The following is a 25,151-nucleotide window of genomic DNA, read 5'->3' as shown; positions in this document are numbered from 1 at the left end:
CCGGGAGAAAGGCAGTGAAAGAAGCGGTAATCGTATCGACGGCGCGAACGCCAATCGGCAAGGCCTATCGGGGCGCCTTCAACAACACCCAGGCCCAGACGCTGGCGGCCCATCCCATCCGTGAGGCGGTGAAGCGGGCCGGCGTCGACCCGGCGGAGGTGGACGACGTGATCATGGGCTGCGCGATGCAGCAGGGCTCCAGCGGCCAGAACGTCGCCCGCCAGGCGCTGCTCGCCGCCGGCCTGCCGGAGACCGTCAGCGGCATGTCCGTGGATCGGCAGTGTTCGTCCGGCATGATGGCCATTGCCATCGCCGCCAAGCAGGTGCTGCACGACAACATGCCCATCGTGGTGGGCGGCGGGCTGGAGTCCATCAGCCTGGTCCAGAACGAGCACATGAATACCTACCGTGCCAAGGACCCGAACGTGACCGCCGCCAGCGAGCATATCTACATGTCGATGCTGGAGACCGCGGAGGTGGTGGCCCGGCGCTACGGCATCAGCCGCGAGCAGCAGGACGAGTACGGGCTGCAGAGCCAGACGCGTACCGCCGCCGGCCAGGAGGCAGGGGCGTTCGACGACGAGATCGTCCCGATGACCACGACCAAGGGCGTGATGGACAAGGAGACCAAGGAGATCAGCTTCGAGGAGGTGACCCTGGATAAGGACGAGGGCAACCGGCCCGGTACCACCGCCGAAGGTCTGGCGAGCCTCAGCCCGGTCTTCGAGGGCGGCGTGATCACCGCCGGCAACGCGAGCCAGCTCTCCGACGGCGCCTCCGCCTGTGTGGTGATGGACTCCAAGCTCGCCGAGAAACGGGGGCTGGAGCCCCTGGGCATCTACCGCGGCATCGCCGTGGCCGGCACCGATCCGGACGAGATGGGCATCGGCCCCGTGTTCGCGGTGCCGAAGCTGCTCGAGCGCACCGGGCTGAAGATGGACGACATCGGCCTGTGGGAACTCAACGAGGCCTTCGCGGTGCAGGTGATCTACTGCCGCGACAAGCTCGGCATCCCGAACGAACTGCTGAACGTCAACGGCGGCTCGATCTCCATCGGACACCCCTACGGCATGTCCGGCGCCCGCATGGTGGGCCATGCACTGATAGAGGGGCGCCGGCGGGGCGCACGCTACGTGGTATGCACGATGTGCATCGGCGGCGGCATGGGGGCGGCCGGTCTGTTCGAGGTGCTCTGAGGTACGGCGTACCCCGACTTGACGGCTCCCGGCCCAGGCCCAATTATCGTCTCCGGCGCTCCGGTTCCCGGAGCGTCCGGATATCCGGCCGGGGGGCCGGCCAGCAGGGGGGACCGGCACGCATTGCTCCGTGCGCGACAGAAACTCGGTAAGTACCGCATCGTCCGCTGCCTGTCGAAGGGGCCGCTCGCCAACGTGTATCAGGCCTACGATACGGTGCGCTCGGCTCACGTCGCGCTGAAGGTGCCCCTGACCACGGCCAGGAGTCTCTCCGCGGTCGAGGACTTCCTGCATGAAGTGCGGATGGCCTCCAAGTTCGAGCACCCGAACATCCTGCCGGTCTATGACGCCGGCTTCATCGGAGATCATTTCGTCATCTCGATGCCTCTCGGCACGGAGTCCCTGGCCGACCGCCTGGTCAGGCGCATGTCCCAGGGCCTGCGGATGGACTTCGCCTCCCAGGCGCTGGCGGCGGTGGCTCACGCTCACGAGCACCGGGTCATCCACTGCGATATCAAGCCGGAGAATTTCATCATTTTCCCCGGCAATCGGCTGCGGCTGTCCGACTTCGGGTTCGCCAAACTGAACCTGCGCACGCTGAAGGCGTCGGGTTCGGGCACCATCGACTACATCGCTCCCGAGCAGGCCATGGGCCGACCGAAATTCCAGTCCGACGTCTTCTCGCTGGGCCTGGTGCTCTACCAGCTGTTCTCCGGCCGCCTGCCGGAGTGGCCGTTCGACTGGCCGCCGCCCGGCATCGAGCGGGCCCGCCAGCACGCCAGCGGCGACCTGCTGGAGGTGCTGCGCCGGGCCATGCAGGTGGACGTCTCGGCGCGCACCCGCGACGCGGTGCAGATGCGCTCGGAGTTCGAGCGGGCGCGCAGCCGTGCGCGCCGCCAGCGCCGGCGCAGCAGCCCGAAGGCGGAAGGGCCGGTCTGGAAGCGCGTGCAATGGCGGGAGTTCCAGAGCCGCTACCGCAAGGTGCTGGACACCCGCCATCAATGCCGGCGCTGCGAAGGCCCGGTGGCCGAGGTGATGCAGGCCTGCCCCTGGTGCGGCGCCGACAACCCGGCCGCCGGCGAGACGCGCACGTTCCCGGCCCACTGCCCCCGCTGCGAGCGCGGCGTGAAGCTGGACTGGGACTATTGCGCCTGGTGCTACGGGCCGGGCTTCGAGAAGGAGACCAACCGGCATTACAGCGACCGCCGCTATACGGCCCGCTGCGCCAACAAGCGCTGCGGCGGGCCGCTGATGCCTTTCATGCGTTACTGCCCCTGGTGCCGCGCCAAGGTGAAGCGCAAGTGGACCCTGCCGGGCTCCGACCGGTGCTGCAGCTCCTGCGGCTGGGGCATCGCGGCGGAATTCTGGAATTACTGTGCCTGGTGCCGGCAGCCGGTCTCCGGCCGCGCGCGGGGCCGGCGCCGCAAGAATGGCTGAGGCGCGGGCATGGGGCACGCCGGAAGAGCCCCTCGTGCTGCCGGTGGAGGAGGACTCCGGCGAGGTACTGACCGCGGAGGCAGCCGGCGGCGAGGCCGTGGTCTATTGCCGTCGCAGTCCGGACAAGGAGACCGGCAACGAGGACACGCTCGCCGTGATCCCGCTGGCCGAAGACACGGTCGTGCTCGCCGTCGCGGACGGCGCCGGCGGCCTGCCTGCCGGGCAGCGGGCCTCGCGCACGGCGATCCGGACCGTCATCGAGTCGCTGAAGGCGGTCAGCGACCCCGCGGTGGCGCTGCGCACGGCCGTACTGAACGCCATGGAGGAGGCCAACGCGGCGGTCATGGCGCTGGCCAACGGTTCGGCGACCACGCTGACCGTCGTCTCGGTGGAAGGGCGGCTGGTGCGGCCGTATCACGTCGGCGACTCGGCGGCGCTCGTGACGGGACAGCGCGGCCGTCTCAAGATGCAGACCATCGCGCACACACCGGTGGCCTTCGCCGTGGAGGCGGGCTTCCTCGACGAGGTGGAGGCGCTCTACCACGCCGAGCGCAACCTGGTGTTCAACTTCCTCGGCACCGCCGACATGCGCATCGAGGTGGGGGCCGAGCTGGAGCTGGCTCCCCGGGATACGCTGCTGCTCGCGAGCGACGGTCTCACCGACAACCTCCATCTGGCCGAGATCGTGGAGATCGCCCGCAAGGGTCCGGCGGAGGAAACGCTGGCACAGCTGGCGGCGTATGCTCGCGAGCGCATGCTGACACCCGAGGCGCCCACGCCGAGCAAGCCCGACGACCTCAGCATCATCCTGTTCCGCAAGCCCGGCGCGGAAGACGACGCCGCGGCGCCGGACGGAGATGCGGCGAACGCTGCGGACAAGGAGAAAGGTGACGACGATGACGACGGTTAGCGAACTGCCACGACCGCCGTGCCCCTGGATGACGGAGAGCCACGAGGAGTGGCGCCGCCAGGTACGCCGCTTCGTCGACGACAAGATCATGCCGTTCGTGGACGACTGGGAAGAGGCGGGCCGCATCCCGGAGTCCCTGTTCCACGACGCGGCGGAGTTCGGCCTGCTCCAGGTCGGCTACCCGGAGCGCTACGGGGGCGTCTCCGAGGGCATCGACGGCTTCCATCGACTGATCGTCTCCGAGGAGCTGGCCCGCAGCGGCGCGGGCGGCGTCAACGCGAGCCTGATGGTGCACGGCATCGCCCTGCCGCCGCTGCTCGCCGGCGGCCCCGAGCCGCTGCGGGCGGCGATCGCGCCGCGGGTGCTCGCCGGCGAACAGCACATGTCGCTGGCCATCACGGAGCCGGGCGGCGGCTCCGACGTGGCGGCGATCCGCACCCGGGCCGCGGCCGAGGGCGATCACTACGTAGTCGACGGCGAGAAGACCTTCATCACGGGCGGCATGCGGGCGGACTACTTCACCACCGCCGTGCGCACCGGCGAAGGCTACGACGGCATCTCGCTGCTGCTGATCCCGGCGGATGCCGAGGGCGTGAGCCGCACGGAACTCGACCGCAAGCAGGGCTGGTGGTCGTCCGACACGGCCACCATACATTTCGATGGCGTGCGCGTGCCGCGGGACCATCTGATCGGCACGGAGGGCGCCGGGTTCGCCCTGATCATGAAGAATTTCAACGGCGAGCGGCTGGCGATGGCGGCAGGCGCCAACGCTTCGGCGCGGGTCTGCGTCGAGGACGCGCTCGCCTGGGCGCGCCAGCGCCACACCTTCGGCCGGCGTCTTGCCGACCATCAGGTCATCCGCCACAAGCTGGTGGAGATGCTGCGGCAGGTGAACGCGACCCAGGCCTATCTGGAACACTGCACCTGGCGGGTCGACCGGGGCGAGACCCCGGCGGCGGATCTGGCCATGCTGAAGGTGCAGGCCACGCTGACGATGGAGTTCTGCGCCCGGGAGGCGATGCAGATTCTCGGCGGCGCGGGGTATCTGCGCGGCAGCCGCATCGAGCGCATCTACCGGGAGGTGCGGGTCAACGCCATCGGCGGCGGGTCCGAGGAGATCATGCGCGACCTGGCCGCGCGTCAGCTCGGTCTCTGAGTCGCCAGTACGGTCGCGGGCAGCGTGATGGTCACCTGCAGACCGCCGTCTTGCCGGTTGCGGGCGACGATGGTGCCGGCATGCAGCTCGGTGACCCGCCGCGCGATGGCGAGCCCCAGTCCGGCGGTGCCCACTTTGTCGCCCCGGTAGAACGGCTCGAACAGCAGGCCGAGTTCCTCGTCGGGTACGCCGCCGCCGTCGTCGGCAATGGTGACGGCCAGGCCTTCCGGGTCACGGCTCAGCCGCACGTCGACGCGCTGCTCGGCGTGATGGGCCGCATTGCGCAGCACGTTCTCGACGGCGCTTGCGAGCGAGGCCCGCTGGGCGCGGACCAGGACGCCAGCCGGCGCCTCCAGCTCGATGCGAGGACCGTCGTCGCCCCCCTCGAAACGCGCGTCGCGGACCAGTTCGCGCAGCATCGCCGTGAGATCGAATTCCTCGCTGCGGGGGCCGCGGCCGGAATCGGCCCGGGCGAAGTCCATGATTTCGCCGATGAGCCAGTCGAGCCGATCCGACTCCTTCTCGATGCGCGTGAGCGCCGGCAGCTCGCCCGCGTCGCGCTGCGCGAGGCCCAGCGCCACCCGCATGCGCGCCAGCGGCGAGCGCAGTTCGTGGGAGACGTTGCGCAGCAATTCGCGCTGGGAACGCTGAGAGGCCTCCAGCTGTGCGGCCATGTCGTTGAAGTCCCGCGCGAGGCTGCCGAGCTCGTCGCGCCGGGTCACGATGGGTCCGCCCACGCGGGTATCCAGGCTGCCATCCGCCAGCGCGCGGGTGGCGTCACGCAGGCTCTTCACCGGCCGTGACAGAGTGCGCGCCAGCAGCCAGGCCACGCCCGCGCTGACCGCGAGCGCGAACAGCAGCAGCGTCACGCGCACGGGCAGATCCGGCAGCAGGCGCAGGGCGGCGCCGGGACGGCGGAACAGAAACAGGCTGTAGACGCGGCCGTCCGGGCCGATGATCTGGGGGATTGGTCTTGCCGGGCGGAAGTTCGGCGGCAGGGCGCGCGGTCTGCTCAGCTGTTCTGCCACCGCACGCAGGCGCGCGAGCTCGGCCACCAGCACCTCGGGCAGGGGCCGCCCCAGGATGTCGCTGCCGTCTTCCAGGAGAACGAACAGCCGCAGCTCCGGGGGCAGTCCGGCGCCCTCCTGCAGCCATTCCCGCAGGGCGTCGGGGCCGCCGCCGGAGAGCACCTGGGAGGCTTCGATGTGCACTGCTCGCGGGTCGAACTGCTGCCAGGCCTCGCGCCGCTGTTCCGCCACCTGCCAGACCACCAGGATGGCGGCCGCGAGCAACACACCGATGACCAGCCAGAAGCCGAGGAAGATACGCAGGAACAGGCTAGGCATCCGTCTCGTCCGGGACCAGCGTGTAACCCACGCCGCGGATGTTGCGGATGGGGTTCTCGCCGCGGTCGTCGCCGGTCAGCTTGCCGCGCAGATTGCTGATATGGGTATCCACGCTGCGGTCCCAGGGCTGTAGCCGCCGCCCCAGCACCTCCCGGGATATGGTTTCCTTGCTCACCACCTCGCCGGCGGCGGAAACCAGCAGCCCGAGCAGCTGAAACTCGGTGCCGGTGAGCCGGAGCTCGCGGCCGCCGCGGGTGGCCCGGCGAGTGCGCAGATCGAGTTCGATGGAGCCGGCGCTCAGATGGCCCGTCTCGGCGGCGGCGGGGGGTCTCGTCCGCCGCAGCACGGCCCGCAGACGGGCCACCAGCTCGCGGGGATTGAACGGCTTCGCCAGATAGTCGTCCGCGCCGATCTCCAGCCCGACGATACGGTCCACGTCGTCGCCCCGGGCGGTCAGCATCAGCACGGGCGTGTCGCGCTCGGCACGGATTCGGCGCAGCACCTCGAAGCCGTTCATGCCCGGCATCATGACGTCCAGGATGATCAGGTCGAAGGCCGCGTCGTCCAGGCGCTCCAGCGCTTTCGGGCCGTCGCCGGCCCATTCGACGGCGAACCCCTCGGGTTCCAGATACTCCTGCAGCATGGTGGCGAGTTCTTCATCGTCGTCCACCAGCAACAGGCGTCCGTCGGCCTCGTTGCGGCCCGTGCTGTCGGCAGCTGCGCTGTTCATGCGCGTATGCTCCGCTGCCGGCCGCGAAGCTGCAAGACCGCTGAGGGCGGCTTGACACTTCTTTGCACGGCCGTGGCGCAACTTTGCGCTGCATTGCCTATTCTGTAGCCGTGGCGGAGATCACTCCCCCCCCGACGGGAAAGGAGGCTGACATGAAAGGGATTATGATCGGTCGAGTCATCGGTCTGGCAATGCGGCGGAACGCTCTGGCGCTGTTGGCGCTGTTGTTCGCCGGAGCCGCTCTCGCGGGCCCTCACGGCGGCGGCCCTCACGGCGGCCCGGACCCGGATCGCATGCTGGCTCACATGTCGGCGGAACTGGATCTCAGCGCCGAGCAGCAGGAGGCAGTCCGCCAGGCCCTCGAGTCCCGGCGCGACGAAATCCGCGCGCTGCACGAGCAGTTGCGCGCGAATCACCACGAACTGCGCAATCTCGATCCTGCCGACCCGAACTATCAGACGCTTGCCGATTCGCTGGCCCAGCGCCAGGGCGAGCTGACCAGCCGCATGGCGCTGCTGCGCAGCGAGACCCATGCCGACATCATGGCGGCGCTGGACGAGGACCAGCAGTCCCGGCTGACGGAAATGCGCGCCGAACGCATGGCGCGCATGGGCCAGCGCCGGCAGAAAATGCAGCAGCGCCTGCACCACGGGCCGTCGGCGCCCGGCGGCACAGGCGCCGGCGAAGGCCGCGGAGCCGGTCCCGAAGCGAACGATTCAGGCGCGAAGGAGGACGACGTCCTCTGACCCTCGGCCGCCCCGGGCAGGCGCGCCCGGGGCGGCCCCTCTGCTCCCCCGCCCGATAGTCTTGCTGCCCGCCGTCCCCCGGCACGGGCCGCCGACACCCCTCCGGCATTGAATACAGGGCCCGGTCTGTGGCAAATAGGTCCTGGTAGGCAGCCGGGAACTCTGCGGCGGTTTTTCGCCTCGAATGCTATCCGGGAGGTCGTTACGCCGCGAGCGTGGCGAGCGACCCGGCGTTCGCCGCAGGCCCGCCTCGACGGGCAACGAAGAGGGAGACATGAGCAGTACGCGACACCCCACCCCACGAGTGGCCAGACTGATGGTCCTCGGACTCTGCGCGGCCGGCCTGACGCTGGGCGGTTGCGCCTCGACGTCGATGAGCAGCAGTTCCGGCAGCCCCAGCAGCAGCTCCGGCAGCCCGAGCAGCAGCTCCGGCAGCCCGAGCAGCGGTTCCGCGGGCTCGCCCTCCGGGTCGACGAGCGGCTCACCTTCGGGATCGACGGGCAGCAGCTCCGCCGGCGGTTCTCCCGACGCTTCGCCCAGTGGTTCGCCGAGCGGATCCACGGGCGGGATGCCCGGCGGCATGCCGGGTAGCGAAGGCAGTCAGTCGGGCCAGATGCCCGGGGGCATGTCGGGCGGCATGCCCGGCGGCGATCAATCGGGCAGCGAGTCGGGCGGTGCGTCGGGCGACGCCGCCGGCCAGGACGGCGCCGGTACCGAAGGCGGCAGCGCGACCACCGGCGAAGGCGGCGCCTACGGCACCGTGGGCTCTGTGGGCGAGCGCGAACCGGGCCCGGGTGGCATGACCGACGTACCCGGTGGCGGCGGCCAGGGTTCCCTGGACGAAGAGTTCGAGCGTTCCCTCGGCGACTTCGACGACTCGCTGCTGGAGGAACAGCAGAAAGTGGCCGAGGTGAGCCGCGACACGGGCGCCTTCGAGAGCGGCGGCGGCCAGGGCGGTGGCGGCGGCGTCGGACTCGGCGAGCAGGCGGGCGAGGCCGGCGAAGGCGCCGGCGGCACGGTGGGCGTGGTGAACAATTCCGCGGGCGGCGCCGGCGGCAGCATGCGTCAGGAACCCGGCTCGGTGGATCAGCTCAGCAAGGAGCAGATCGGCGAGCGCACCCCCGAGGACATCCCGTCGGGCGTCGACGACGACATCGTCGCCAAGCAGCTGCGGGAGGCCGCGCTGGCCGAGGAAGACCCGGAGCTCCGCGAGCGTCTCTGGGACGAATACCGGGCCTACAAGGGACTCTGATGAACCGTCGCACGGCGAGCAATCATGCCGCGTAGCACCGCAACCGTCGTTTGCCGATCGGCGGTCCTGGTGCTGGCCGCCGCCGCGCTGGCGGGCTGCAGCGTCGCGCGCGTCGAGAGCGCCGGCGAGGATGTCGACCTCACCCGTGCTGCGGTCGAGATACCGGAGGCGCGCCTGCTGGATGTCGGCGTCATCGAGTTCGCGCCGGGCATCGAGGAGGATAACGAACCGGAGGAGACCGGCGTCTATCCGGAGATCCGCCGGGCGGAGGCCCGCTATTTCGCCTATCACCTGAAGAATACGCTGCAGCGCACCGGTTACTGGGGAGCGGTGCGGGTGCTGCCGAGCCGGGAGGTGTATACCGACCTGTACGTGACCGGCGAGATTCGCGAGTCCGACGGTCATACGGTGGAACTGGAGGTGGTCGCCTTCGACGCCACGGGCCGGGAATGGATGGACCGGCGTTACAAGGCGCGGATGGTGGGGGCGGACTACGCACAGAACCGGGACCGCCGGAACGACCCGTACCAGAACGTCTACAACGAGATCGCGAACGACCTGAAGGCGCTGCTGGACGAACTCTCCGCGGAGGAAGTCGGCCGCATCCGCAGTGTCGCCGAGTTGCGCTTCATGGAAGACGTCGCGCCCAGGGTGTACGACGACTACCTCGCCGAGACCGACCGCGGCCGCTACGAGATCCGACGCCTGCCGGCGGAGAACGATCCCATGCTGCGCCGGCTGCGCCAGGTGCGTGAGCGGGATAACCTGTTCGTCGACACGCTGAACGAGCATTACGCGAATTTCTACTACGGCATCGCCATCCCCTACGAGGGCTGGCGCAAGGCGGCGCGCGAGCAGGCGGTGACCTACCGCGAGATGCGCCGGTCCGCCCTCATCCGCGGTCTGGCCGGCATCGTCGTGGTGGCCGGCGCGGCCACCATGAACACGGACAGCGACAGCGGCACGGCACGGCGCACGAAGCGTGCGTTGCAGTCATTCGCCATCCACGGCGGGCTCGAGGTGATCGGTTCGGCATTCCGGCGTAATGCCGAAGCCCGGCTGCACAAGGAATCCATCCGTGAGCTGGCGGACTCGTTCAACTCCGAGGCCGCGCCCATGGTGGTGACGGTGAAAGGTCAGACGCGGCGGCTCACCGGCACGGCCGAGGCCCAGTACGAGCAGTGGCGCCGCCTCCTGCACGAGATCTACGAGGCGGAGACCGGGTTCCCGGAAGACCTCCAGGTAGGCGCCCCGTCGCGCGCAGTGTCGTCGAAAGGACTGTCCAAAGAACTGTCCCAGGAATCGTCCCAGGAATCGTCCCAGGAATCGTCCGCAGAATCGTCCGGCCCGTCCGGCTGAGACGGCCGCCCGGAACGACGCCCCGACTCGCCGGATCGATGATGGAGTTGCATCCCGGACTGCGACTGCTGGACCGCTACGAGCTTCGCCGCCGCCTGGGCGCCGGCGGCACGGCGGAGGTGTGGCTCGCCCACGATCACCGGGCGGGCTCCGCCGTCGCGCTGCGGCTGCTGTCCGACGCGCTGTGCGTCGACCCGGCGCAGCGCGAGCGCTTCGAAGCCGGCTGGCGCCGGATCCGCTCGCTGAACCACCCCCACATCGTCAGGATCTTCGAGTTTCACGCGGAGCCGCGGCCGTTCTACGGCATGGAGTACATCGACGGCTCCGATATCGCCGCCTTCGCCGACCGGCCGCCATCGGAGTGGCTGCGCGGGATCGCCAGCGTGGCCGCGGCGCTGGTGTACGCCCACAACCGGCATCTGCCTCACGGCGACGTTACGGCGCGCAACGTCCTGGTGGATTCCGGCGGGCGCACGGTGCTGAGCGATTTCGCCGCCTCCGGCAGCGCGGGCGGGAGCCCCGCCGCGCTCAGCCCGGAGCGGGGCGCCGACGGGCCGCCGTCTGCCCCCGACGATATCCATGCCCTCGGCGTGCTTGTCTTCGAGCTCTGGCACGGCCGCGCGCCGGACGAGCCGGGCCCGCGCTGGCCGTCCCGGGACGACTTCGAAGTGGCCGGCCTGCGCGAGCTGACGGAGGACATGCTTGGCGAGGCTCAGGCGCGGCCCGACGCGGAGACCGTGGTGGACGCGCTCGGCAGCGTCGGCATCTCGGCCGGCCTGCTGCCGCGGCAACAGGCCCGCGCGCGGGCGGTGCGGCCGTCGGCGGTCCGGCCCCTGGAAGACGAACCGACGGAGGCGGTGGCGCCGCGCCGCCGGGCTGCCGCCGCGCCGGCGGCCGCACCCGCGCGCCGTCAGGGCGTGCCGGCCACCATCGTCGGCGGCGCGCTGGTGTTGCTGCTGGCGGCGGCGATCTGGGTGGTGGCCTTCCTGCCGGAGCGGATCGAGGAGCGCCGCACGGTCGGAGAGCAGGAGTCTGCAGCCCTGGAATCCGCACGGACGGCCCCCGAGGCTCAGGAGGAGGGTGAAGACGAGGGCGAAGAGGAGGCCGTGCGGTTCTCCGAGAACCTGGCGGACGACGCCGCCCGGGACGAAGTGGTGCAGGCCAGGAACCGGGCCGACCGCGCGCTGGGCGAGTTGCTGACCAAGCTGGAGGTGCTCGAGCTGCGCGGTGTGGAACGCTGGGGCGGCGAGGATTATGCCGCCGCGCGGGCCGCCTACGAACAGGGCGACGACGCCTATCTCGCGAAGGATTACGGGCGCGCCGAGATACTGTACCGGGAGGCGAGTGCCGGGCTCGACGGCCTGATCGCGCGCGTCGACGGCGAATTCGAGCGCGCGTTGGCCGCGGGTCGGGCGGCGCTGGAGGCCGAGGACGTGGCGACGGCGCGGCGCCAGTTCGAGCTGGCGCTGGCCATCACCCCGGACAACGAGGCTGCCGAGCGGGGCCTCGCCCGCGCGGAGACGTTGCTGGAGGTCATCGATCTCGCCGACGAGGCCGAGGCACTGGAGCGGCGGGGCGAGCTGAACGCCGCGGCGGAGCGATTCCGTGCGGCTGTCGACCTGGATCCGTATTACGACCGTGCCTCGGCCGGTCTGGAGCGGGTGCGCGCCGCGCTGGAGCGGCGCCGCTTCGAGGAACGCATGACCGCCGGTTTCGAGGCGCTGCAGGCCGAGCGCTTCGATGCCGCGCGCCAGGCCTTCGAGGCCGCCCGCGAGATGCGACCCTCCTCGCAGGAGCCCCGGGACGGGCTGCTGCAGGTGGAGCAGGCGGTGCGGCTGCGCACCATCGAACGCCTGACCGCCGAGGCGGAGCGCCAGGAGGCCGCGGAAGACTGGCAGGCCGCGCTGGCCACCTGGGGCGCGATACTGGAACAGGATGCCAACCTGGACTTCGCCCGTGAGGGTCGCGTCCGTGCCCGCCGGCGTCTGGCGCTGGATCGCCAGCTCGAGGACTGGATCGCGAACCCGGACCAGCTGAGCGAACCGGCCACGCTGCGCCGCGCCTCCACGGTGCTGACGGAGCTCGCGAAGATGGACGGCGGCCCGCGGCTCGTGAGCCAGCGCCGCGAACTCGCCCGGCTGCTGAAGCGGGCGGCCACGCCCCTGGAGGTGGAGTTCGTGTCCGACGGCCAGACCGAGGTCACCGTGTTCCGGGTCGGCCGGCTCGGGACGTTCGAGCGGCGGGAGCTTGAACTCCGCCCGGGCACCTATACAGTCATGGGCTCCCGGGTCGGCTACCGGGACGTGCGCATCGACTTCCGGGTGGCCCCGGAAATCGAACTCGAGCCGATCGTGGTCCGCTGCGAGGAACCCATTTGAGTCTGAAGATCATCGTCGCCAGCGAGGTCGGCGAACGCGAATACGGTGCATCCGATCTGCCGCTGCGCATCGCCACGGCACCGGGCAGCCAGATCCCCGTGCCCGGTCCGGCGTCCGCGTTGCCGCTGGCGGTCGTGGACGTGCTGGACGGTGCGCCATTCGTCCAGCCCGGCGGCGCCGAGGGCGGGGTGGAGGTCAACGGCGAACCGTTGTCGGCCGCCCGGCGGCTGCGCGAGGGCGACGAGATCGATGCCTACGGCACGCGCATCCGCGTGGCGCTGGCGGAGGGCGTGCTGCGCCTCGAACTGGCGCTGGAGGAGAGCCGCTACGTCACGGCCCCGCCCGTCGTCGAGGAAGGCGAGCCGGCTGAGGATGCCGAGGAGATCGCACCGATCGCCTACCGGCGCCGGGAGATCGAGCAGCAGCAGGCCGAGGCGCGCCGCGGCATCCCCTGGTACGCATGGGTCGGTGCGGCGCTGACGGTGCTCGCCGCGATGGCGTGGCTGCTGTTCACCTCCACCTCGGTGAGGCTGGAGACCGTGCCCGCGGAACCGGGCAGCGTCGAGATCAGCGGCGGCTGGTTCCGCCTGCCGCTCGGCGAGCGTTACCTGCTGCGCCCGGGGGTCTACACCGTGACCCTGAAGAGCGAGGGCTATCACCCGCTGGAGCGGCGCTTCGAGGTGGGCGACGAGGACAGCCTGACCCTGGAACTCGAGCAGGAGCGCATGCCCGGCCGGCTGGTGGTGGACTCCGCGCCGGTCGCCGGCGCCGCGGTGTTCATCGACGGCGAGGAAGTCGGCAGGACGCCGCTGCCGCCGCGTGTGCTGGAGCCGGGCGAGTATCGGGTGGAGGTGTTCGCCGAGCGCTACCTGCCCTGGCAGGCCCGGCTCGAGGTGCCGGGCCTGGACCGGGTCCAGCGGCTGACCGTCCAGCTCGTGCCGGCCTTCGCCCCGGTGACCGTCACATCCCGGCCTGCCGGCGCCACAATCCTGGCGGGCGATGAAGCGCTCGGCGAGACGCCGGCGACGGTGGAGTTGCCCGAGGGCCGCAATGAGATTTCCCTCGTGCTGGAAGGCTACAAGCCCTGGGAGGGCCGCGTCACGGCCTTCGCCGACACGCCCATGACGCTGCCGACCGTCGAGCTGGAGAAGGCCGACGGGGTGCTCCGCGTGATCAGCGAGCCGGCCGGCGCCAACGTGACGGTGGACGGGCGCTACCGGGGGCAGACGCCCGTGCGCATTTCGCTGGCGCCGGGCCGGCGCTACACCGTCGGCCTGTCCAAGGCGGGTTACCGGGCCTATAGCCGGAATGTGGTGCTGGAGGCCGCCCAGGGCGAGACGCTGCGGGTGGACCTCACCGCGCGTATCGGCGAGGTGCGATTCTCCGTGACCCCCGGCGACGCGGAGATCCTGGTGGACGGCCGTTCGGTGGGGCGGGGCGACACCCGGCTGGATCTGCCGGCCGAGCCCCAGGCGATCGTGGTGCGCCGTGAGGGTTACGAGACCTGGCAGGGTGAGGTGACGCCACGGCCCGGCTTCCCGCAGACCGTGAACATCCGGCTGCGCACGCTGGAGGAGGCGAGGCTCGCTTCCATCCCCCAGCGGGTGACCACGTCCCAGGGCGCCGCGCTGCGCTACGTCACGCCCGGCGAGTTCATGATGGGCGCGTCGCGCCGCGAGCCGGGCCGGCGCGCCAACGAGAACCTGCGCAGCGTCCGCATCACCCGGCCGTTCTATATCGGCATCAACGAAGTCACGAACCGGGAGTTCCTGGCCTACCGGGAGGCCCACGATTCGGGCGCGGACACGCATCCCGCGCTGGCCGGCGACAACAATCCGGTGGCCAGCGTCAGCTGGCAGGACGCCGCCGCGTTCTGCAACTGGCTGAGCAAGAAGGAAGGGCTCACGCCGGTGTACGAGGAGAAGTTCGGCAAGCTGGTGCCCATCCGGCCCCTCCCGGACGGTTACCGCCTGCCCACCGAGGCCGAGTGGGCCTGGGCCGCACGTTATCAGGGCGGCGCCGGCAAACTGAAATATCCCTGGGGCCAGGAGATGCCGCCGCCGGAGGAGTCGGGCAATTACGCCGATCAGGCCGCGAAGGAGATCGTGCCGACCGTGCTGCCGCGTTACAACGACGGCTTCGCCTCCACGGCTCCGGTGGGCACGTTCCCGGCGAACGCGCTTGGCCTGTACGATATCGGCGGCAACGTGGCCGAGTGGACCAACGATCACTATGCCGTCTACACGGGTCCCGCCGACGAAGTGGCCGTGGATCCGCTCGGGCCGGACAGCGGCACCCACCGGGTGATACGGGGCTCCAGCTGGCAGCACTCCGGCATCACCCAGCTGCGGCTGAGCTTCCGCGACTTCGGCACCGATCCGCGCACGGACGTGGGCTTCCGGCTGGTGCGCAACGCGCCCGAGTGAAGGCGGCGGAATAATTAGCCGCCCGCGCTGTCATACTCGTGGATTCTGGGACAATGACACCGGCAGGCATCCCCATGGTATCGACAACGGCATCGACAACGGCATCGACAACGGCATGGACAATGGCTTCGACCTTTGTACGCAGGATCGCCGCGCCGGCGCTGCTCGCGGCGATTGCCGTGGCCGTGGTCCTCGCCGCGCCGCTCGCGGCCGGACCGTGGTCCGGCGCCGTCGCGCTGGCACAGGAGAGCGGGACGTCGGAGGGCGAGGCCGACGCCGAAGCCCCTGCAGCGGACGGCGACGATGGCACCGCAGGCACGACCGGCGCCGAGGGGGCCGACGGCGAGGGCGCCGCGGATGAAGCGGACGACGGCCTGACGGAAGAAGAGGAACGGCTCGCCGAGATCGTCGGCGCCGACGAACAGGGCGCCAGCGGCGACTACGAACAGGAAGAGGACGACGACTTCGTGCCCACGCAGGAGGTCTCCTCGGACCAGTCAGTGAATTTCCCGGTGGATATCTGAGAGACCCATGCAGAAGAAGAACATCCCGTTCGAATTCGTCTACCAGCTGTTCGCGCTGATCATCGTGATCATCGTTGTGCACACCTTCTACGTCTCGGTGGTGCGTCCGAACGCCGCGGAGGTGATCGTCGAGCAGAACCGGCTGGTGGAGGAAGACCCGGACTATGTACGCGAGCGCTCCGTGTGGGTGCTGATCAAGGACTTCGAGCAGGAGGCCTGTTTCATCCTGATGTTCTGGGCGCTGGCCATCATGGGTTACAAGTCCGTGCGCATCGTGCGCGAGCGCTCCCTGCTGGAGCAGGAACTGGTGCCGGTCGCGGAAGGAATGCGGGTGTTGCCGGAAGACACCCGCGAGTACGCCCGCCAGATCCAGGCGCTGGACGACGCCCAGCAACGCATGCTCTTGCCGCGCGCCCTGCTGAATGCGCTGCAGCGCTTCAACTCCACCCATAACGTGCAGGATGTCGCCTCGAGCACTCATACCATCTGCGAGTCCGAGGCCGAGCGGCTGGACTCCGAGCTGGCGATGATCCGCTACATCTCCTGGGCCATCCCGTCCATCGGCTTCATCGGCACGGTGCGCGGCATCGGCGAGGCGCTGGCCCAGGCCGACCGGGCCGTGGAGGGCGACATCGCCGGCGTCACCCAGAGTCTGGGCGTCGCCTTCAACTCCACGTTCATCGCGCTGCTGCTGTCCATCGTGCTGATGTTCCTCGTCCACCAGATGCAGCTGTTCCAGGAACGGCTCGTCTTCGACACCGAGAGCTACGTGGATCAGCAGCTGATCCGCCACATGAAGTCCGACTGACGGAGACGGTTTGACGACCCTCGCGATATCCCTGAACGACGCCGCCGTCACGGCGGTGACCGGCTCGCGGCTGGTCTACCGGGAGCCGGGATTCGCGCTGCTCGGCGACGGCGACCTGGTCACCGGCCGGCGGGCGATGGCGGAGGCGCGCCGCCATCCGCGCAGCGTCGTGAATCATTTCTGGCGCCATCTCGGCCTCGAGCCGGTCCAGGAGCTGAAGTTCCGCCACCTGACGCCGGCGGACCTGGCGTCCCGGCAGCTGGAGGAGATCTGGCGCAGCGAGCGCTCGGCGGCGGACGGCGTGGTGTTCGCGGTGCCTGCCTGGATGGAGCGTGACAGCCTCGGCGTGCTGCTCGGCATCGCCGGTGAGCTCGAGCTGCCGGTCACGGCGCTCGTGGACTCCGCCGTGGCCTGCTCCCGGCGTGCCTATCCGGGCCGCTCGCTGCTGCACATCGACCTCTCCCTTCACACGGCCACGGTCAGCCGCATCGCCCAGGAAGAAGGGGCTGCGACCGACCGGGTGGAGCTGGTGGACGCGGCCGGCCTCGCGGCGCTGCGCGACACCTGGGTGGCGGTGATCGCCGAGGCCTTCGTGCGCCAGAGCCGCTTCGACCCGCTGCACACTGCCGAGTCCGAGCAGCTCCTCTACGATCGCCTGGAGGCGTGGCTGGAGACGGCGCAACGCAGCGGCGAGGTGCGCATGCAGCTCGAGTTCGGCGGCCATACCCACGAGGCCGCGCTGGGGCTGCTGACCTTCACGGAGGCGGTGAGCGGCATCTACCAGAGTCTCGCCGGCCACGTCCGCTCCCTGATCCGGGCCGCCGAGTCGCCGGCGCTGCAGTTCACCCGGCACACCGCAGCTCTGCCCGGGCTGGTGGACTTCCTCGTGGCCCGCGCCGGCGGCGAACCCTTCGTGCTGGAGGAGGCCGCGGCCGCGCGTGGCGCGCTGGCGCGGGCCCCGGCGGCGACGGCGGGACCTGCCCGGCTGACCCGGCGCCTGCCCTGGGACCAGAGTCCGGTGGAGGCGCCCGCTGCGCCGGTTCGTGAGGCCGGGGAGTCGCCCAGCCATCTGCTCCACGGCCACCGTGCCTGGGCGCTGGACGGCGACGGTCTCGCCATCGGTACCAGCCTCGGCGGCGAACGGGGTATCACGCTGGCCGCCGACATGGCCGGCGTCTCCCGCCGCCATTGCGTGCTGCGCCGGGACAACGGCCAGTGCATCGTGGAGGATCTCAGCCGCTACGGCACCTGGCTGAACGGCAGCCGCATCGAGCGATCGGCGGTGCTGCAGGCGGGGGACAGCCTGCGGGTGGGTACGCCGGGCCAGGAGTTCCGGCTCATCCGGGTGGTGGAGAGCGATGACGCGTAAGCGCCGCAGGACAGAGGCCATCAGCCTGTCGTTCCTCGACATCATGAGCTGCGGCTTCGGCGCGGTGGTGCTGTTCTTCATGATCATCAACGCCACCGTCTCCCGCAACGCCGACACCGAGACGGCCGAGCTCATGAGCGAAACCACGCGCCTGGAGGAGCAGGTGCTCGAGGGACGCAAGGACATGGTGAAGGTCCGCAACGTCCTGGAAGAGGTGGAGGAGGAGCGGATCCGGACCGAGGGCGAGGCCGAGCGGGTGCAGCGGGAGATCGAGCGCATCCGGGAGGAGCTGTCCGAATACGAGGACACCACCCTGGCGCGCATCGAGCGCATCGAGAAGCTGCGCGCCGATATCGAGCAGCTGGAGGCGGAGAAGAAGCGGCTCGAGGCGGCGGCCGCAGAGCGGGAGGCTGCGCTCGGCGACCAGGTGCGTGCCTTCCGCGGCGAGGGCGACCGCCAGTACCTCACCGGCCTGAAGGTGGGCGGCGACCGCGTCCTGGTGCTCCTGGACGCCTCGGCGAGCATGCTGGACAAGAAGGTGGTGAACGTCATCCGCCGGCGCAACATGGGCGACGAGCAGAAACTGCGCGCGGCGAAGTGGCGCCAGGCCATCGCCTCGGTGGACTGGATCACCACCCAGTTCCGGCCGGACGCGAAATTCCAGATCTATACGTTCAACGATAGCGCCGAGCCCGTGCTGGACGGCAGCGACGGTGTCTGGCTGGACGTGGGCGACGGCCTGAAACTCGGCGAGGCCATCCGACGGCTGCGCATCACCGTGCCGCAGGGGGGCACGAACCTGCAGGGGGCCTATGAGGTCATAAGGAAGATGAATCCGCGGCCGGACAACGTGTTCCTGCTGGTGGACAGCCTGCCCACCCGTGGCAACAAGCCGCCGGCCCGGCGCACCATCTCCGGGCCCCAGCGCCAGGCCCTGCATGCCCAGGCCGTGCGGGAGGTGCCGAGCGGCGTGCCGATCAACATCATGCTGTTCCCGATGGAGGGCGACTACGCGGCGCCGATCGAATTCTGGAAGCTCGCGTACCGCACGCGCGGTTCGTTCATGAGCATCAGCAAGGACTGGCCCTGAACCATGGCGCGGCGCAGGAAAAGAGACGCGGAGGGCTTCAGCCTCTCGTTCCTGGATGCGATCAGCTGCGGCTTCGGCGCGGTGCTGCTGCTGCTCGTGCTCACCAAGATCTACGAGCCGCAGACCATCGAGCGCACCCAGCAGGACCTGGAGGGACTCATCGCCCGGCTGGAGCAGGAGCTGTTCGACATCCGCGGCGAAACGGTCATCCTGAACCGGGAGCTGGACAGCGCCAAGGAGCAGGTCTCCGAATCGAAGGAGAAGCTCGCGCGCCTGTACGGCGATCTCTCCCGCATCGAGGGACGCTACGACGCCACCGCGGGCGACCAGAGCATCCCCACCGTGGACGAGGGCGAGCTGCGGGCGGCCAGGCAGCAACTCACCGAGGAGATGCGGCGGCTGAACGCGGACTACAGCCGTCCGGAGGATGCGCCCGTCGGCGGCATTCCGGTGGACAGCGAGTACATCGTCTTCATCATCGACACGTCCGGCTCCATGCAGGAGTTCAGCTGGAATCTCGCGCGGCGCAAACTCACCGAGACGCTCGATCTGTATCCCCAGGTGAAGGGCATACAGATCATGAACGACAACGGCCGTTACATGTTCGAGAGCTTCGCCGGCAAGTGGATCCCGGATACCCCGTCCCGCCGCAAGGCGATCCTCTCGGCCATGGCCAGCTGGCGGCCGCTCAGTTTCTCCACCCCGGTGAATGGCATCCAGACCGCCATCCGCACTTTCGCTGCGCCGGACAGGAAGGTGAGCCTGTACGTCTTCGGCGACGAGTACACCGGGCAGTCGGTGGAGGGGGTGGCCGATGCCGTCGACCGGCTCAATCCGGAGGGGCAGGACGGCCAGCGCCTGGTGCGCATCCACGCCGTCGGATTCCCATACCGCTTCGGCGGCCCGGGCAACATCCAGAATTCCACCATCCAGTTCGCCGCACTCATGCGTGAACTCACCCACCGCAACGGCGGCACCTTCGTCGCGCTGGTCGACGACAACCGCTGAGGCGCCTCGCCACAATTCGTCATATTTCGTCCCGATCCGTCACGGGTGTTCCACTGCGGCGCCCGGCCGCGGCGCTTCAATGGCAACCGTAGCCAACGGACGCGGCCATCGCCGCAGGAGAATGACGACATGAAGACGAAAACCATGAGCCGGTCCCTCGCCCTGATCACGAGCCTCGCGCTGGGCATCACCGCCGCGGTGCAGCCGGCCTCGGCCGCCGAGGCGTCGCGCCAGGAGACAATCGGTTTCGGTACCGGTGCCGTCGTCGGCGCCGCCGCCGGCGGCCCGGTCGGATTCCTGGTGGGCGCCGCGCTGGGGGCGAAACTCGGCGACATGTACCACGAGAAGGACGCGCGCAACGAAGTCCTGAGCGGCGAGCTGACGGCCGCGCGGCAGCGTCTCGACCGGATGGAGGCCGAGCTGGCCGCCACCGACGGCGATCTCCGGAAGGTCGGCGCTGAATTGCAGGCGCTGGTCGCCAGTGGTGCGCCCCAGATGCTGGAGCTGATGACGACCGGCATCGAGATGGACCTGCTGTTCCGTACGGAGGCCGACCAGTTGAATGCCGAGACCGCGGCCCGCGTGGACGAACTGGCGCGGGTGCTCGCGGCGCTTCCATCGGTGCAGATCAGGCTCGACGCGTGGGCCGATCCCCGCGGCGAGGAAGACTACAATCAGTCACTGTCCGAACGCCGGGCCGAGCACGTCCGCGGCCTGCTCACTGCCGGCGGCATCCCCGCCTCCCGCGTCACGGCCAATGCCCACGGCGAGGCCGGAGGCGAGGAGGGCGACCCGGACCGCAACGCCCTCGAGCGCCGGGTCAGCCTGACGCTGTACGTGCCGGAGGACGGCGCGGCGCAGCGGGTGGCGGAGACGCGTTGAGAGTCGGCAACGGCCCCGGTCATACGGCGAGAGGAGGCGGCTGCCGGCGACGGCAGCCGCCTCTCCTTTGCCGGCCCGCCTAGACTCGCGGCGACTGGTCCTTGTGGCCGGCCCACTTCGGCAGGTCGTCGTCCACGTCTATCACCCGCATGCCGTAGAAGATGTGACAGGTCGGGCGGAACGCGTCCGGTATCCGCCGGGGCCGGCCGAAGTCGAACAACTCGGGGAACGCGAGCCACATCCGCCGTCCCTCGTCGGCGATGGGGGTGCCGCAGCGGCCGCAGGAGACCTTGCAGGGCAGGATGCGCTCCGCCCGGCCCGGGCCGCTCGCGTAGAAGCGCAGGCGCTCGATGCCCGCCGTGACGCGTACATGCCGCTTGTGGAATATCGCCGCCCACTGCATGGGTGCGCCGTGCAGCACCTGGCAGTCGCGGCAGTGGCAGAGCTTCACATCCACCGGGTCGGCGCCCACCTCGTAGCACACGGCGCCGCAGTGACAGCGGGCCGCATACCGCGCGCGGAACGCCGGATCGGCCGGAGAGCCGTAATCCGGTCCGAGGGTGTCGGGTCCTCGCTCGCCGCTTCGATACATCAGAGTCCATCCGGACGGGGTATGCTTCGCCAGTCGGGATTATGACGGATCGACGAAGCGTGAAAAGGCCGGTGATCGAGACACGGCGGCTGCGGTTGCGGCCTTTCGAGATGTGGGATGCTGCCGACGTGCAGCGTCTCGCAGGGGACCGTGCGATCGCCGATACGACGCTGAATATCCCGCATCCGTACGAACAGGGCATGGCCGAGCGCTGGATCGCTTCCCACCAACCGGAGTTCGAGGCGGGCCGGCTCTGCAATTTCGCCATCACCCGCGGCAGCACCGGTGAGCTGATCGGCGCCATCGGACTCCGCCGCCTGGAAGCTGCCGAAGTCGCGGAGCTCGGTTATTGGCTCGGCGTGCCGTTCTGGAACCGGGGTTACTGCACCGAAGCTGCGATCGCCGTCGTGGCTTTCGGGTTCGAAGAGCTGGGCCTGACCCGGGTGCAGGCACATCACCTGCTGCGCAACCCGGCCTCGGGCCGCGTGCTCGTCAAGGCGGGGATGCGCAGGGAAGGCGTGGCCCGGCAGGAGTTCCGCAAGGGAGAGCGGCACGAGGACATTGTGCTGTACGGGATCGGCAGGGACGACTGGCAGCGGCCATCCCGCGCGGACACGACGTCCGCCGGCTGACCGCCCCGAGGGTATACTGTGCCGCGGGGGAGCCGCGGGCGCTGTCGTGTGCCGCCGGTACCTCAGAAAAAAACCGATAACAACGATGAGGATACGAGCATGAAGATACGAGCGATACTGGCGGGTGTCCTGGCGACCCTCGCACTGACTGTGCCGCTGAGTCTGCCGGCGGACAATCACGAAGAACCGAAGCCTCTGACCGACGTCTGGTACGTCATACCGAAGCGGGGCATGGAGGCCGAGTTCGAGGCCGCCGTCAAGGCGCATAACCAGTTCCGGGTGGATCAGGGCGAGGCCAGGGAATGGGCGATCTACGTCCCCGTGGTGGGCCACAAGCTCGGAATCTACCAGTTCCGCTCCTGCTGCCACGACTTCGCGGACCTGGACAAGTTCGAGAGTGAAGACAGCAAACAGGGGTTGTCCCGACACTGGAACGAGAACGTGGATCAGTACGTCGATCACTACCATCACTATCTCGAGCGCAACGACTGGAAGCACAGCCACATGCCCGAGGATGCCGGCCCGTACAAGTATTACGGCGTCACGAGCTGGGTCTGGAAGGAGGATGCGGGCCCCGCAGCCGGCATCGCGCGCAGGCACTTCAGCAAGATCGCGAAGGAGGAAGGCTGGGCGGATGGGGATCACCAGTGGCTGTGGCTGTCGCGCATCGGCGGCAAGTCGGTGCTGATGCTGGTCAACCCGATGGAGAATTTCGCGGACATGGCGCCCACGGATCCGAGTTTCTACGACTTCCTGGCCGAGAAGCTGGGATCCGAGACGGCAGCCGATGCCGTATTCGCCGACTTCAACAGCGGCTTCGCGAGCTCCGACTACACCATCTGGACGGAGCGTGAGGACCTGAAGCCGGCCGACGACTGACAGGGCCGGGCTCCGTTGATACCGTGGCCTCACGGCGGATCGTCGATCGACCGTCGTGAGGCCGCCTGAAGGGTTGCGAACGGAACGATGTGCAGGAACCGTCGATGACATCACTGGCAGACAAGCATTGCCGGCCCTGCGAGGGCGGCGTGGAGCCGCTGACCGCCGAGCAGGCGCAGGCGCTGATGAAGGGGTTGGATCCGGAGTGGAACCTGTCCGGTGACGGCAAATCCATCAGCCGGGACTTCGAGTTCACGGGATTCGCGCGCACCATCGCGTTCACCAATGCCGTGGCGTGGATGGCGACGGTGGAGGGTCATCACCCGGTGATGGAAGTGAGCTACGGGCGTTGCCTGGTGCGCTACACCACCCACGCCATCGACGGGCTCTCCGACAACGACTTCATCTGCGCGGCCAAGATCGACCGTCTGGCCGCGGGCGCGTGAGTGGCGCTAGTCCTTCGGCGGCAGCGGGAAGAACGCGCTGGTGCGCCGCACGTATTCCTCGTACTTCGGCTTGGTCTTCTTCAGCGAGCGCTCCAGCAGGCTCACGCCGCTGACCTTCAGCAGCAGCCAGGTCATGGCGACAGGGGCGTAGACCGTCCACAGGCCCACCGGATTCTCACAGGCGATGACGAACAGGCCCCACCACAGGCAGGCATTGCCGAAGTAGTTCGGATGCCGGGTATAACGCCACAGACCCCGGTCCATCACCTGGCCCTCGTTGGCGGGGTCGGCCTTGAAGCGGGCCAGCTGCCAGTCGCCGACGGCCTCGAACAGGAAGCCGATGAGCCAGAGGGCCGCGCCGATGGCGGCGACGATGCCGAGTTCGGCCGGCCGGTCGTAGATCTGGCCCACCTGCACGGGCATGGAGATCAGCCACATCAGCACGCCCTGCAGCAGGAATACCTTGAACAGGCTGGCGGCGACGAAGTTGCCGCCGGCGGCCTCGGTCTTCTCGCGCATCCGGCGGTAGCGGGGGTCTTCGCCATGGCCGATATTGCGCCAGGCGAGGTACAGCCCGAGCCGCGCCGCCCAGATGACGGTGAGCGCCGTCAGCAGGTTCTGTCGTGCGAGCGCGCCCTCGGCCAGGAACCAGGTGACCACGGCGATGACCCCGAAGCCCGGGCCCCAGAAAATGTCGACGATGCTGGCGTTCTTCAGCGGTATGCTGAGCAGCCACAGAATGAATACGCAGACGAGGGTGACGATGAGGGTCGTGCCGAGGACGAGTGCCAGTTCCTGCATGGATGACGGCTCCTTGGTGCCGGGAGGAGTGAATTTTCCGGCGGTTATTCGTATCGCTATTCGTATAGCGGCTGCCGCCGGACGCAGCGTCGAGGGTAGCAGTTTCCGTGCGGGTGCGCGCCGGGAGACGGCGTCGTGACGGCGGAGCGCGAGCCGGACCTGGCGGTCATCGAGGCCGCCGCCGCACGCATCGCGGGCGTGGCCGTGCAGACGCCGCTGCTGGAATCGCCGGCGCTGAACGAGCGGGCCGGGGGCCGCGTGCTGCTGAAGCCGGAGTGCCTGCAGCGCACGGGATCGTTCAAGATCCGGGGCGCCTATAACTGCCTGGCGCAGATCCCGCCTGAGGCGCGGGAGCGCGGCGTGGTGGCCTGGTCGTCGGGCAACCACGCCCAGGGCGTGGCGGAGGCGGCCCGGCTGCTCGGCATGCGCGCCACCATCGTCATGCCGGAGGACGCGCCGCAACGCAAGGTGGAGGCGACGCGGAGACTCGGCGCTGAGATCCGCCCCTACGACCGCTACCGGGAGGACCGGGAAGCCATCGGCCACGCCATCGCCGAGGAGCGCGGCGCGACGCTGGTGCCCTCCTACGACCACTACGCGGTGATCGCCGGCCAGGGCACCGTGGGGCTGGAGATCTGTCGGCAGGCCCGGGAGCTCGGCGCGATGCCGGACCGCATCCTGGTGTGCTGCGGCGGAGGTGGCCTGAGCGCCGGCATCGCACTGGCGGCCGAGTCGCTGGCGCCGGCGACGGAGATCTGGGCGGTCGAGCCCGCCGCGTTCGACGACACGGCCCGCTCGCTCGCCAGCGGCCGGCGGGAGAGCGTCTCGCCGGAGGCGCGGTCGGTCTGCGATGCCCTGCTCACGCCCTCGCCCGGGCGGCTGACCTTTCCGGTGCTGCAGCGCCGACTCGCGGGCGTCCTCACGGTTACGGACGAGGAGGCCGTCGCCGCGATGCGCCACGCCTTCGAGGAACTTCACCTGGTGCTGGAGCCCGGCGGCGCAGTGGCGCTAGCGGCACTGCTGGCCGGCAAGGTCGGGAGCGCCGGCACCACCGTGGTGGTGCTCTCCGGCGGCAACGTGGCCACCGGGGATTTCTGTCGTCTCACAGGCGGGGGCACGGAGGCGGCGTGATAAGCTTGAGCCGCCCGCGGGGAGCGGTCCGGCGGGCAGTGCGGGAACAGCGA

24 protein-coding genes are annotated in these 25,151 nt (G+C 69.6%); 20 read left to right on the top strand and 4 right to left on the bottom strand.

Translation table 11 applies throughout. From position 1 onward, the window contains the following. The first annotated feature begins 14 nt into the window (after positions 1-14). The 4 genes from ACJMKZ_RS14490 (at position 15) to ACJMKZ_RS14475 (ending at position 4,699) form a co-directional block, all read left to right on the top strand. Positions 15-1,196, top strand: a complete 1,182-nt coding sequence (locus ACJMKZ_RS14490) for an acetyl-CoA C-acyltransferase (protein WP_405233914.1) — start codon at positions 15-17, stop codon at positions 1,194-1,196. Between the two features lie 123 nt (positions 1,197-1,319). Then, positions 1,320-2,633: a protein kinase domain-containing protein gene (locus tag ACJMKZ_RS14485; protein ID WP_405233913.1), complete on the top strand. Its 1,314-nt coding sequence runs from the start codon at positions 1,320-1,322 to the stop codon at positions 2,631-2,633. After that, a complete protein-coding gene (locus ACJMKZ_RS14480; protein ID WP_405233912.1) occupies positions 2,626-3,543 on the top strand; it encodes a PP2C family protein-serine/threonine phosphatase in 918 nt (305 codons plus the stop codon). The genes ACJMKZ_RS14485 and ACJMKZ_RS14480 overlap by 8 nt, the downstream gene beginning before the upstream one ends. After that, entirely contained in the window at positions 3,530-4,699 is a 1,170-nt protein-coding gene (locus ACJMKZ_RS14475) for an acyl-CoA dehydrogenase family protein (protein WP_405233911.1), read from the top strand. The genes ACJMKZ_RS14480 and ACJMKZ_RS14475 overlap by 14 nt, the downstream gene beginning before the upstream one ends. Here ACJMKZ_RS14475 and ACJMKZ_RS14470 read toward each other — a convergent pair. Together ACJMKZ_RS14470 and ACJMKZ_RS14465 are read right to left on the bottom strand one after the other, a co-directional pair. Continuing rightward, on the bottom strand, positions 4,684-6,045 hold the full coding sequence (locus ACJMKZ_RS14470; protein ID WP_405233910.1) for an ATP-binding protein: 1,362 nt from the start codon (positions 6,043-6,045) through the stop codon (positions 4,684-4,686). The two genes, ACJMKZ_RS14475 and ACJMKZ_RS14470, sit on opposite strands and share 16 nt — an antisense overlap. Then, entirely contained in the window at positions 6,038-6,775 is a 738-nt protein-coding gene (locus ACJMKZ_RS14465; RefSeq protein WP_405233909.1) for a response regulator, read from the bottom strand. Before ACJMKZ_RS14465 ends, ACJMKZ_RS14470 begins: the two co-directional genes overlap by 8 nt. A gap of 152 nt (positions 6,776-6,927) precedes the next feature. On the opposite strand from ACJMKZ_RS14465, the gene ACJMKZ_RS14460 reads away from it, so the two are divergent. The 12 genes from ACJMKZ_RS14460 (at position 6,928) to ACJMKZ_RS14405 (ending at position 20,617) form a co-directional block, all read left to right on the top strand. Then, complete coding sequence (locus ACJMKZ_RS14460) at positions 6,928-7,521, top strand: Spy/CpxP family protein refolding chaperone (RefSeq protein ID WP_405233908.1); 594 nt, start codon at positions 6,928-6,930, stop codon at positions 7,519-7,521. 357 nt (positions 7,522-7,878) lie between these two features. Then, the gene (locus tag ACJMKZ_RS14455) at positions 7,879-8,112 is read left to right on the top strand and encodes a hypothetical protein (RefSeq protein WP_405233907.1); all 234 of its coding nucleotides are present in this window, start codon (positions 7,879-7,881) and stop codon (positions 8,110-8,112) included. After that, complete coding sequence (locus ACJMKZ_RS14450) at positions 8,102-8,773, top strand: hypothetical protein (RefSeq protein ID WP_405233906.1); 672 nt, start codon at positions 8,102-8,104, stop codon at positions 8,771-8,773. Before ACJMKZ_RS14455 ends, ACJMKZ_RS14450 begins: the two co-directional genes overlap by 11 nt. A gap of 24 nt (positions 8,774-8,797) precedes the next feature. Continuing rightward, positions 8,798-10,132, top strand: coding sequence for a hypothetical protein (locus tag ACJMKZ_RS14445; protein ID WP_405233905.1), 1,335 nt, complete (start codon positions 8,798-8,800; stop codon positions 10,130-10,132). Between the two features lie 38 nt (positions 10,133-10,170). Next, positions 10,171-12,510 (top strand): protein kinase domain-containing protein, encoded by a 2,340-nt coding sequence (locus ACJMKZ_RS14440; RefSeq protein WP_405233904.1) that lies wholly within the window; start codon positions 10,171-10,173, stop codon positions 12,508-12,510. Then, on the top strand, positions 12,507-14,936 hold the full coding sequence (locus ACJMKZ_RS14435; RefSeq protein ID WP_405233903.1) for a PEGA domain-containing protein: 2,430 nt from the start codon (positions 12,507-12,509) through the stop codon (positions 14,934-14,936). The genes ACJMKZ_RS14440 and ACJMKZ_RS14435 overlap by 4 nt, the downstream gene beginning before the upstream one ends. Positions 14,937-15,058: 122 nt before the next feature. Next, entirely contained in the window at positions 15,059-15,460 is a 402-nt protein-coding gene (locus ACJMKZ_RS14430) for a hypothetical protein (protein ID WP_405233902.1), read from the top strand. 7 nt (positions 15,461-15,467) lie between these two features. After that, a complete protein-coding gene (locus tag ACJMKZ_RS14425) occupies positions 15,468-16,268 on the top strand; it encodes a MotA/TolQ/ExbB proton channel family protein (protein WP_405233901.1) in 801 nt (266 codons plus the stop codon). Positions 16,269-16,278: 10 nt separating this feature from the next. Continuing rightward, positions 16,279-17,637, top strand: a complete 1,359-nt coding sequence (locus ACJMKZ_RS14420) for an FHA domain-containing protein (protein WP_405233900.1) — start codon at positions 16,279-16,281, stop codon at positions 17,635-17,637. Beyond that, positions 17,627-18,727 (top strand): vWA domain-containing protein, encoded by a 1,101-nt coding sequence (locus tag ACJMKZ_RS14415; RefSeq protein WP_405233899.1) that lies wholly within the window; start codon positions 17,627-17,629, stop codon positions 18,725-18,727. The genes ACJMKZ_RS14420 and ACJMKZ_RS14415 overlap by 11 nt, the downstream gene beginning before the upstream one ends. 3 nt (positions 18,728-18,730) lie before the next feature. Continuing rightward, the gene (locus ACJMKZ_RS14410; RefSeq protein WP_405233898.1) at positions 18,731-19,735 is read left to right on the top strand and encodes a VWA domain-containing protein; all 1,005 of its coding nucleotides are present in this window, start codon (positions 18,731-18,733) and stop codon (positions 19,733-19,735) included. Between the two features lie 129 nt (positions 19,736-19,864). Beyond that, complete coding sequence (locus ACJMKZ_RS14405; protein WP_405233897.1) at positions 19,865-20,617, top strand: DUF456 family protein; 753 nt, start codon at positions 19,865-19,867, stop codon at positions 20,615-20,617. A 79-nt stretch (positions 20,618-20,696) separates the two neighbouring features. On the opposite strand, the gene ACJMKZ_RS14400 is transcribed toward ACJMKZ_RS14405, so the two are convergent. After that, positions 20,697-21,209, bottom strand: coding sequence for a GFA family protein (locus ACJMKZ_RS14400; protein ID WP_405233896.1), 513 nt, complete (start codon positions 21,207-21,209; stop codon positions 20,697-20,699). Positions 21,210-21,268: 59 nt separating this feature from the next. Between ACJMKZ_RS14400 and ACJMKZ_RS14395 the strand changes: the two genes are divergently transcribed. The 3 genes from ACJMKZ_RS14395 (at position 21,269) to ACJMKZ_RS14385 (ending at position 23,166) form a co-directional block, all read left to right on the top strand. Further along, positions 21,269-21,841 carry a GNAT family N-acetyltransferase gene (locus tag ACJMKZ_RS14395; RefSeq protein ID WP_405233895.1) on the top strand — a complete coding sequence of 191 codons (573 nt, stop codon included), beginning with the start codon at positions 21,269-21,271 and terminating at the stop codon, positions 21,839-21,841. Between the two features lie 99 nt (positions 21,842-21,940). Further along, positions 21,941-22,720, top strand: coding sequence for a hypothetical protein (locus tag ACJMKZ_RS14390; protein ID WP_405233894.1), 780 nt, complete (start codon positions 21,941-21,943; stop codon positions 22,718-22,720). A gap of 104 nt (positions 22,721-22,824) precedes the next feature. Further along, a complete protein-coding gene (locus ACJMKZ_RS14385; RefSeq protein WP_405233893.1) occupies positions 22,825-23,166 on the top strand; it encodes a 4a-hydroxytetrahydrobiopterin dehydratase in 342 nt (113 codons plus the stop codon). A 6-nt stretch (positions 23,167-23,172) separates the two neighbouring features. Here ACJMKZ_RS14385 and ACJMKZ_RS14380 read toward each other — a convergent pair whose 3' ends face one another. Next, on the bottom strand, positions 23,173-23,967 hold the full coding sequence (locus tag ACJMKZ_RS14380; protein ID WP_405233892.1) for a DUF1295 domain-containing protein: 795 nt from the start codon (positions 23,965-23,967) through the stop codon (positions 23,173-23,175). 135 nt (positions 23,968-24,102) lie between these two features. On the opposite strand from ACJMKZ_RS14380, the gene ACJMKZ_RS14375 reads away from it, so the two are divergent. Beyond that, entirely contained in the window at positions 24,103-25,098 is a 996-nt protein-coding gene (locus tag ACJMKZ_RS14375) for a threonine ammonia-lyase (protein WP_405233891.1), read from the top strand. The last annotated feature ends 53 nt before the right edge of the window (positions 25,099-25,151 follow it).

The sequence above is a fragment of the Lentisalinibacter salinarum genome (genome assembly GCF_040706555.1).
GTDB lineage: Bacteria > Pseudomonadota > Gammaproteobacteria > Steroidobacterales > Woeseiaceae > Lentisalinibacter > Lentisalinibacter salinarum.
The sequence above is the reverse complement of the archived record's forward strand: the minus strand, read 5'-3'. Positions and strand labels throughout refer to the sequence as shown.

Coding starts and splice junctions, on each gene's coding strand:
- ACJMKZ_RS14480 (WP_405233912.1), top strand. CDS start 2,626: ATGGCTGAGGCGCGGGCATGGGGCACGCCGGAAGAGCCCCTCGTGCTG.
- ACJMKZ_RS14475 (WP_405233911.1), top strand. CDS start 3,530: ATGACGACGGTTAGCGAACTGCCACGACCGCCGTGCCCCTGGATGACG.
- ACJMKZ_RS14470 (WP_405233910.1), bottom strand. CDS start 6,045: ATGCCTAGCCTGTTCCTGCGTATCTTCCTCGGCTTCTGGCTGGTCATC.
- ACJMKZ_RS14465 (WP_405233909.1), bottom strand. CDS start 6,775: ATGAACAGCGCAGCTGCCGACAGCACGGGCCGCAACGAGGCCGACGGA.
- ACJMKZ_RS14460 (WP_405233908.1), top strand. CDS start 6,928: ATGAAAGGGATTATGATCGGTCGAGTCATCGGTCTGGCAATGCGGCGG.
- ACJMKZ_RS14450 (WP_405233906.1), top strand. CDS start 8,102: ATGCCGGGTAGCGAAGGCAGTCAGTCGGGCCAGATGCCCGGGGGCATG.
- ACJMKZ_RS14445 (WP_405233905.1), top strand. CDS start 8,798: ATGCCGCGTAGCACCGCAACCGTCGTTTGCCGATCGGCGGTCCTGGTG.
- ACJMKZ_RS14440 (WP_405233904.1), top strand. CDS start 10,171: ATGATGGAGTTGCATCCCGGACTGCGACTGCTGGACCGCTACGAGCTT.
- ACJMKZ_RS14430 (WP_405233902.1), top strand. CDS start 15,059: ATGGCTTCGACCTTTGTACGCAGGATCGCCGCGCCGGCGCTGCTCGCG.
- ACJMKZ_RS14425 (WP_405233901.1), top strand. CDS start 15,468: ATGCAGAAGAAGAACATCCCGTTCGAATTCGTCTACCAGCTGTTCGCG.
- ACJMKZ_RS14415 (WP_405233899.1), top strand. CDS start 17,627: ATGACGCGTAAGCGCCGCAGGACAGAGGCCATCAGCCTGTCGTTCCTC.
- ACJMKZ_RS14410 (WP_405233898.1), top strand. CDS start 18,731: ATGGCGCGGCGCAGGAAAAGAGACGCGGAGGGCTTCAGCCTCTCGTTC.
- ACJMKZ_RS14405 (WP_405233897.1), top strand. CDS start 19,865: ATGAAGACGAAAACCATGAGCCGGTCCCTCGCCCTGATCACGAGCCTC.
- ACJMKZ_RS14400 (WP_405233896.1), bottom strand. CDS start 21,209: ATGTATCGAAGCGGCGAGCGAGGACCCGACACCCTCGGACCGGATTAC.
- ACJMKZ_RS14390 (WP_405233894.1), top strand. CDS start 21,941: ATGAAGATACGAGCGATACTGGCGGGTGTCCTGGCGACCCTCGCACTG.
- ACJMKZ_RS14385 (WP_405233893.1), top strand. CDS start 22,825: ATGACATCACTGGCAGACAAGCATTGCCGGCCCTGCGAGGGCGGCGTG.
- ACJMKZ_RS14380 (WP_405233892.1), bottom strand. CDS start 23,967: ATGCAGGAACTGGCACTCGTCCTCGGCACGACCCTCATCGTCACCCTC.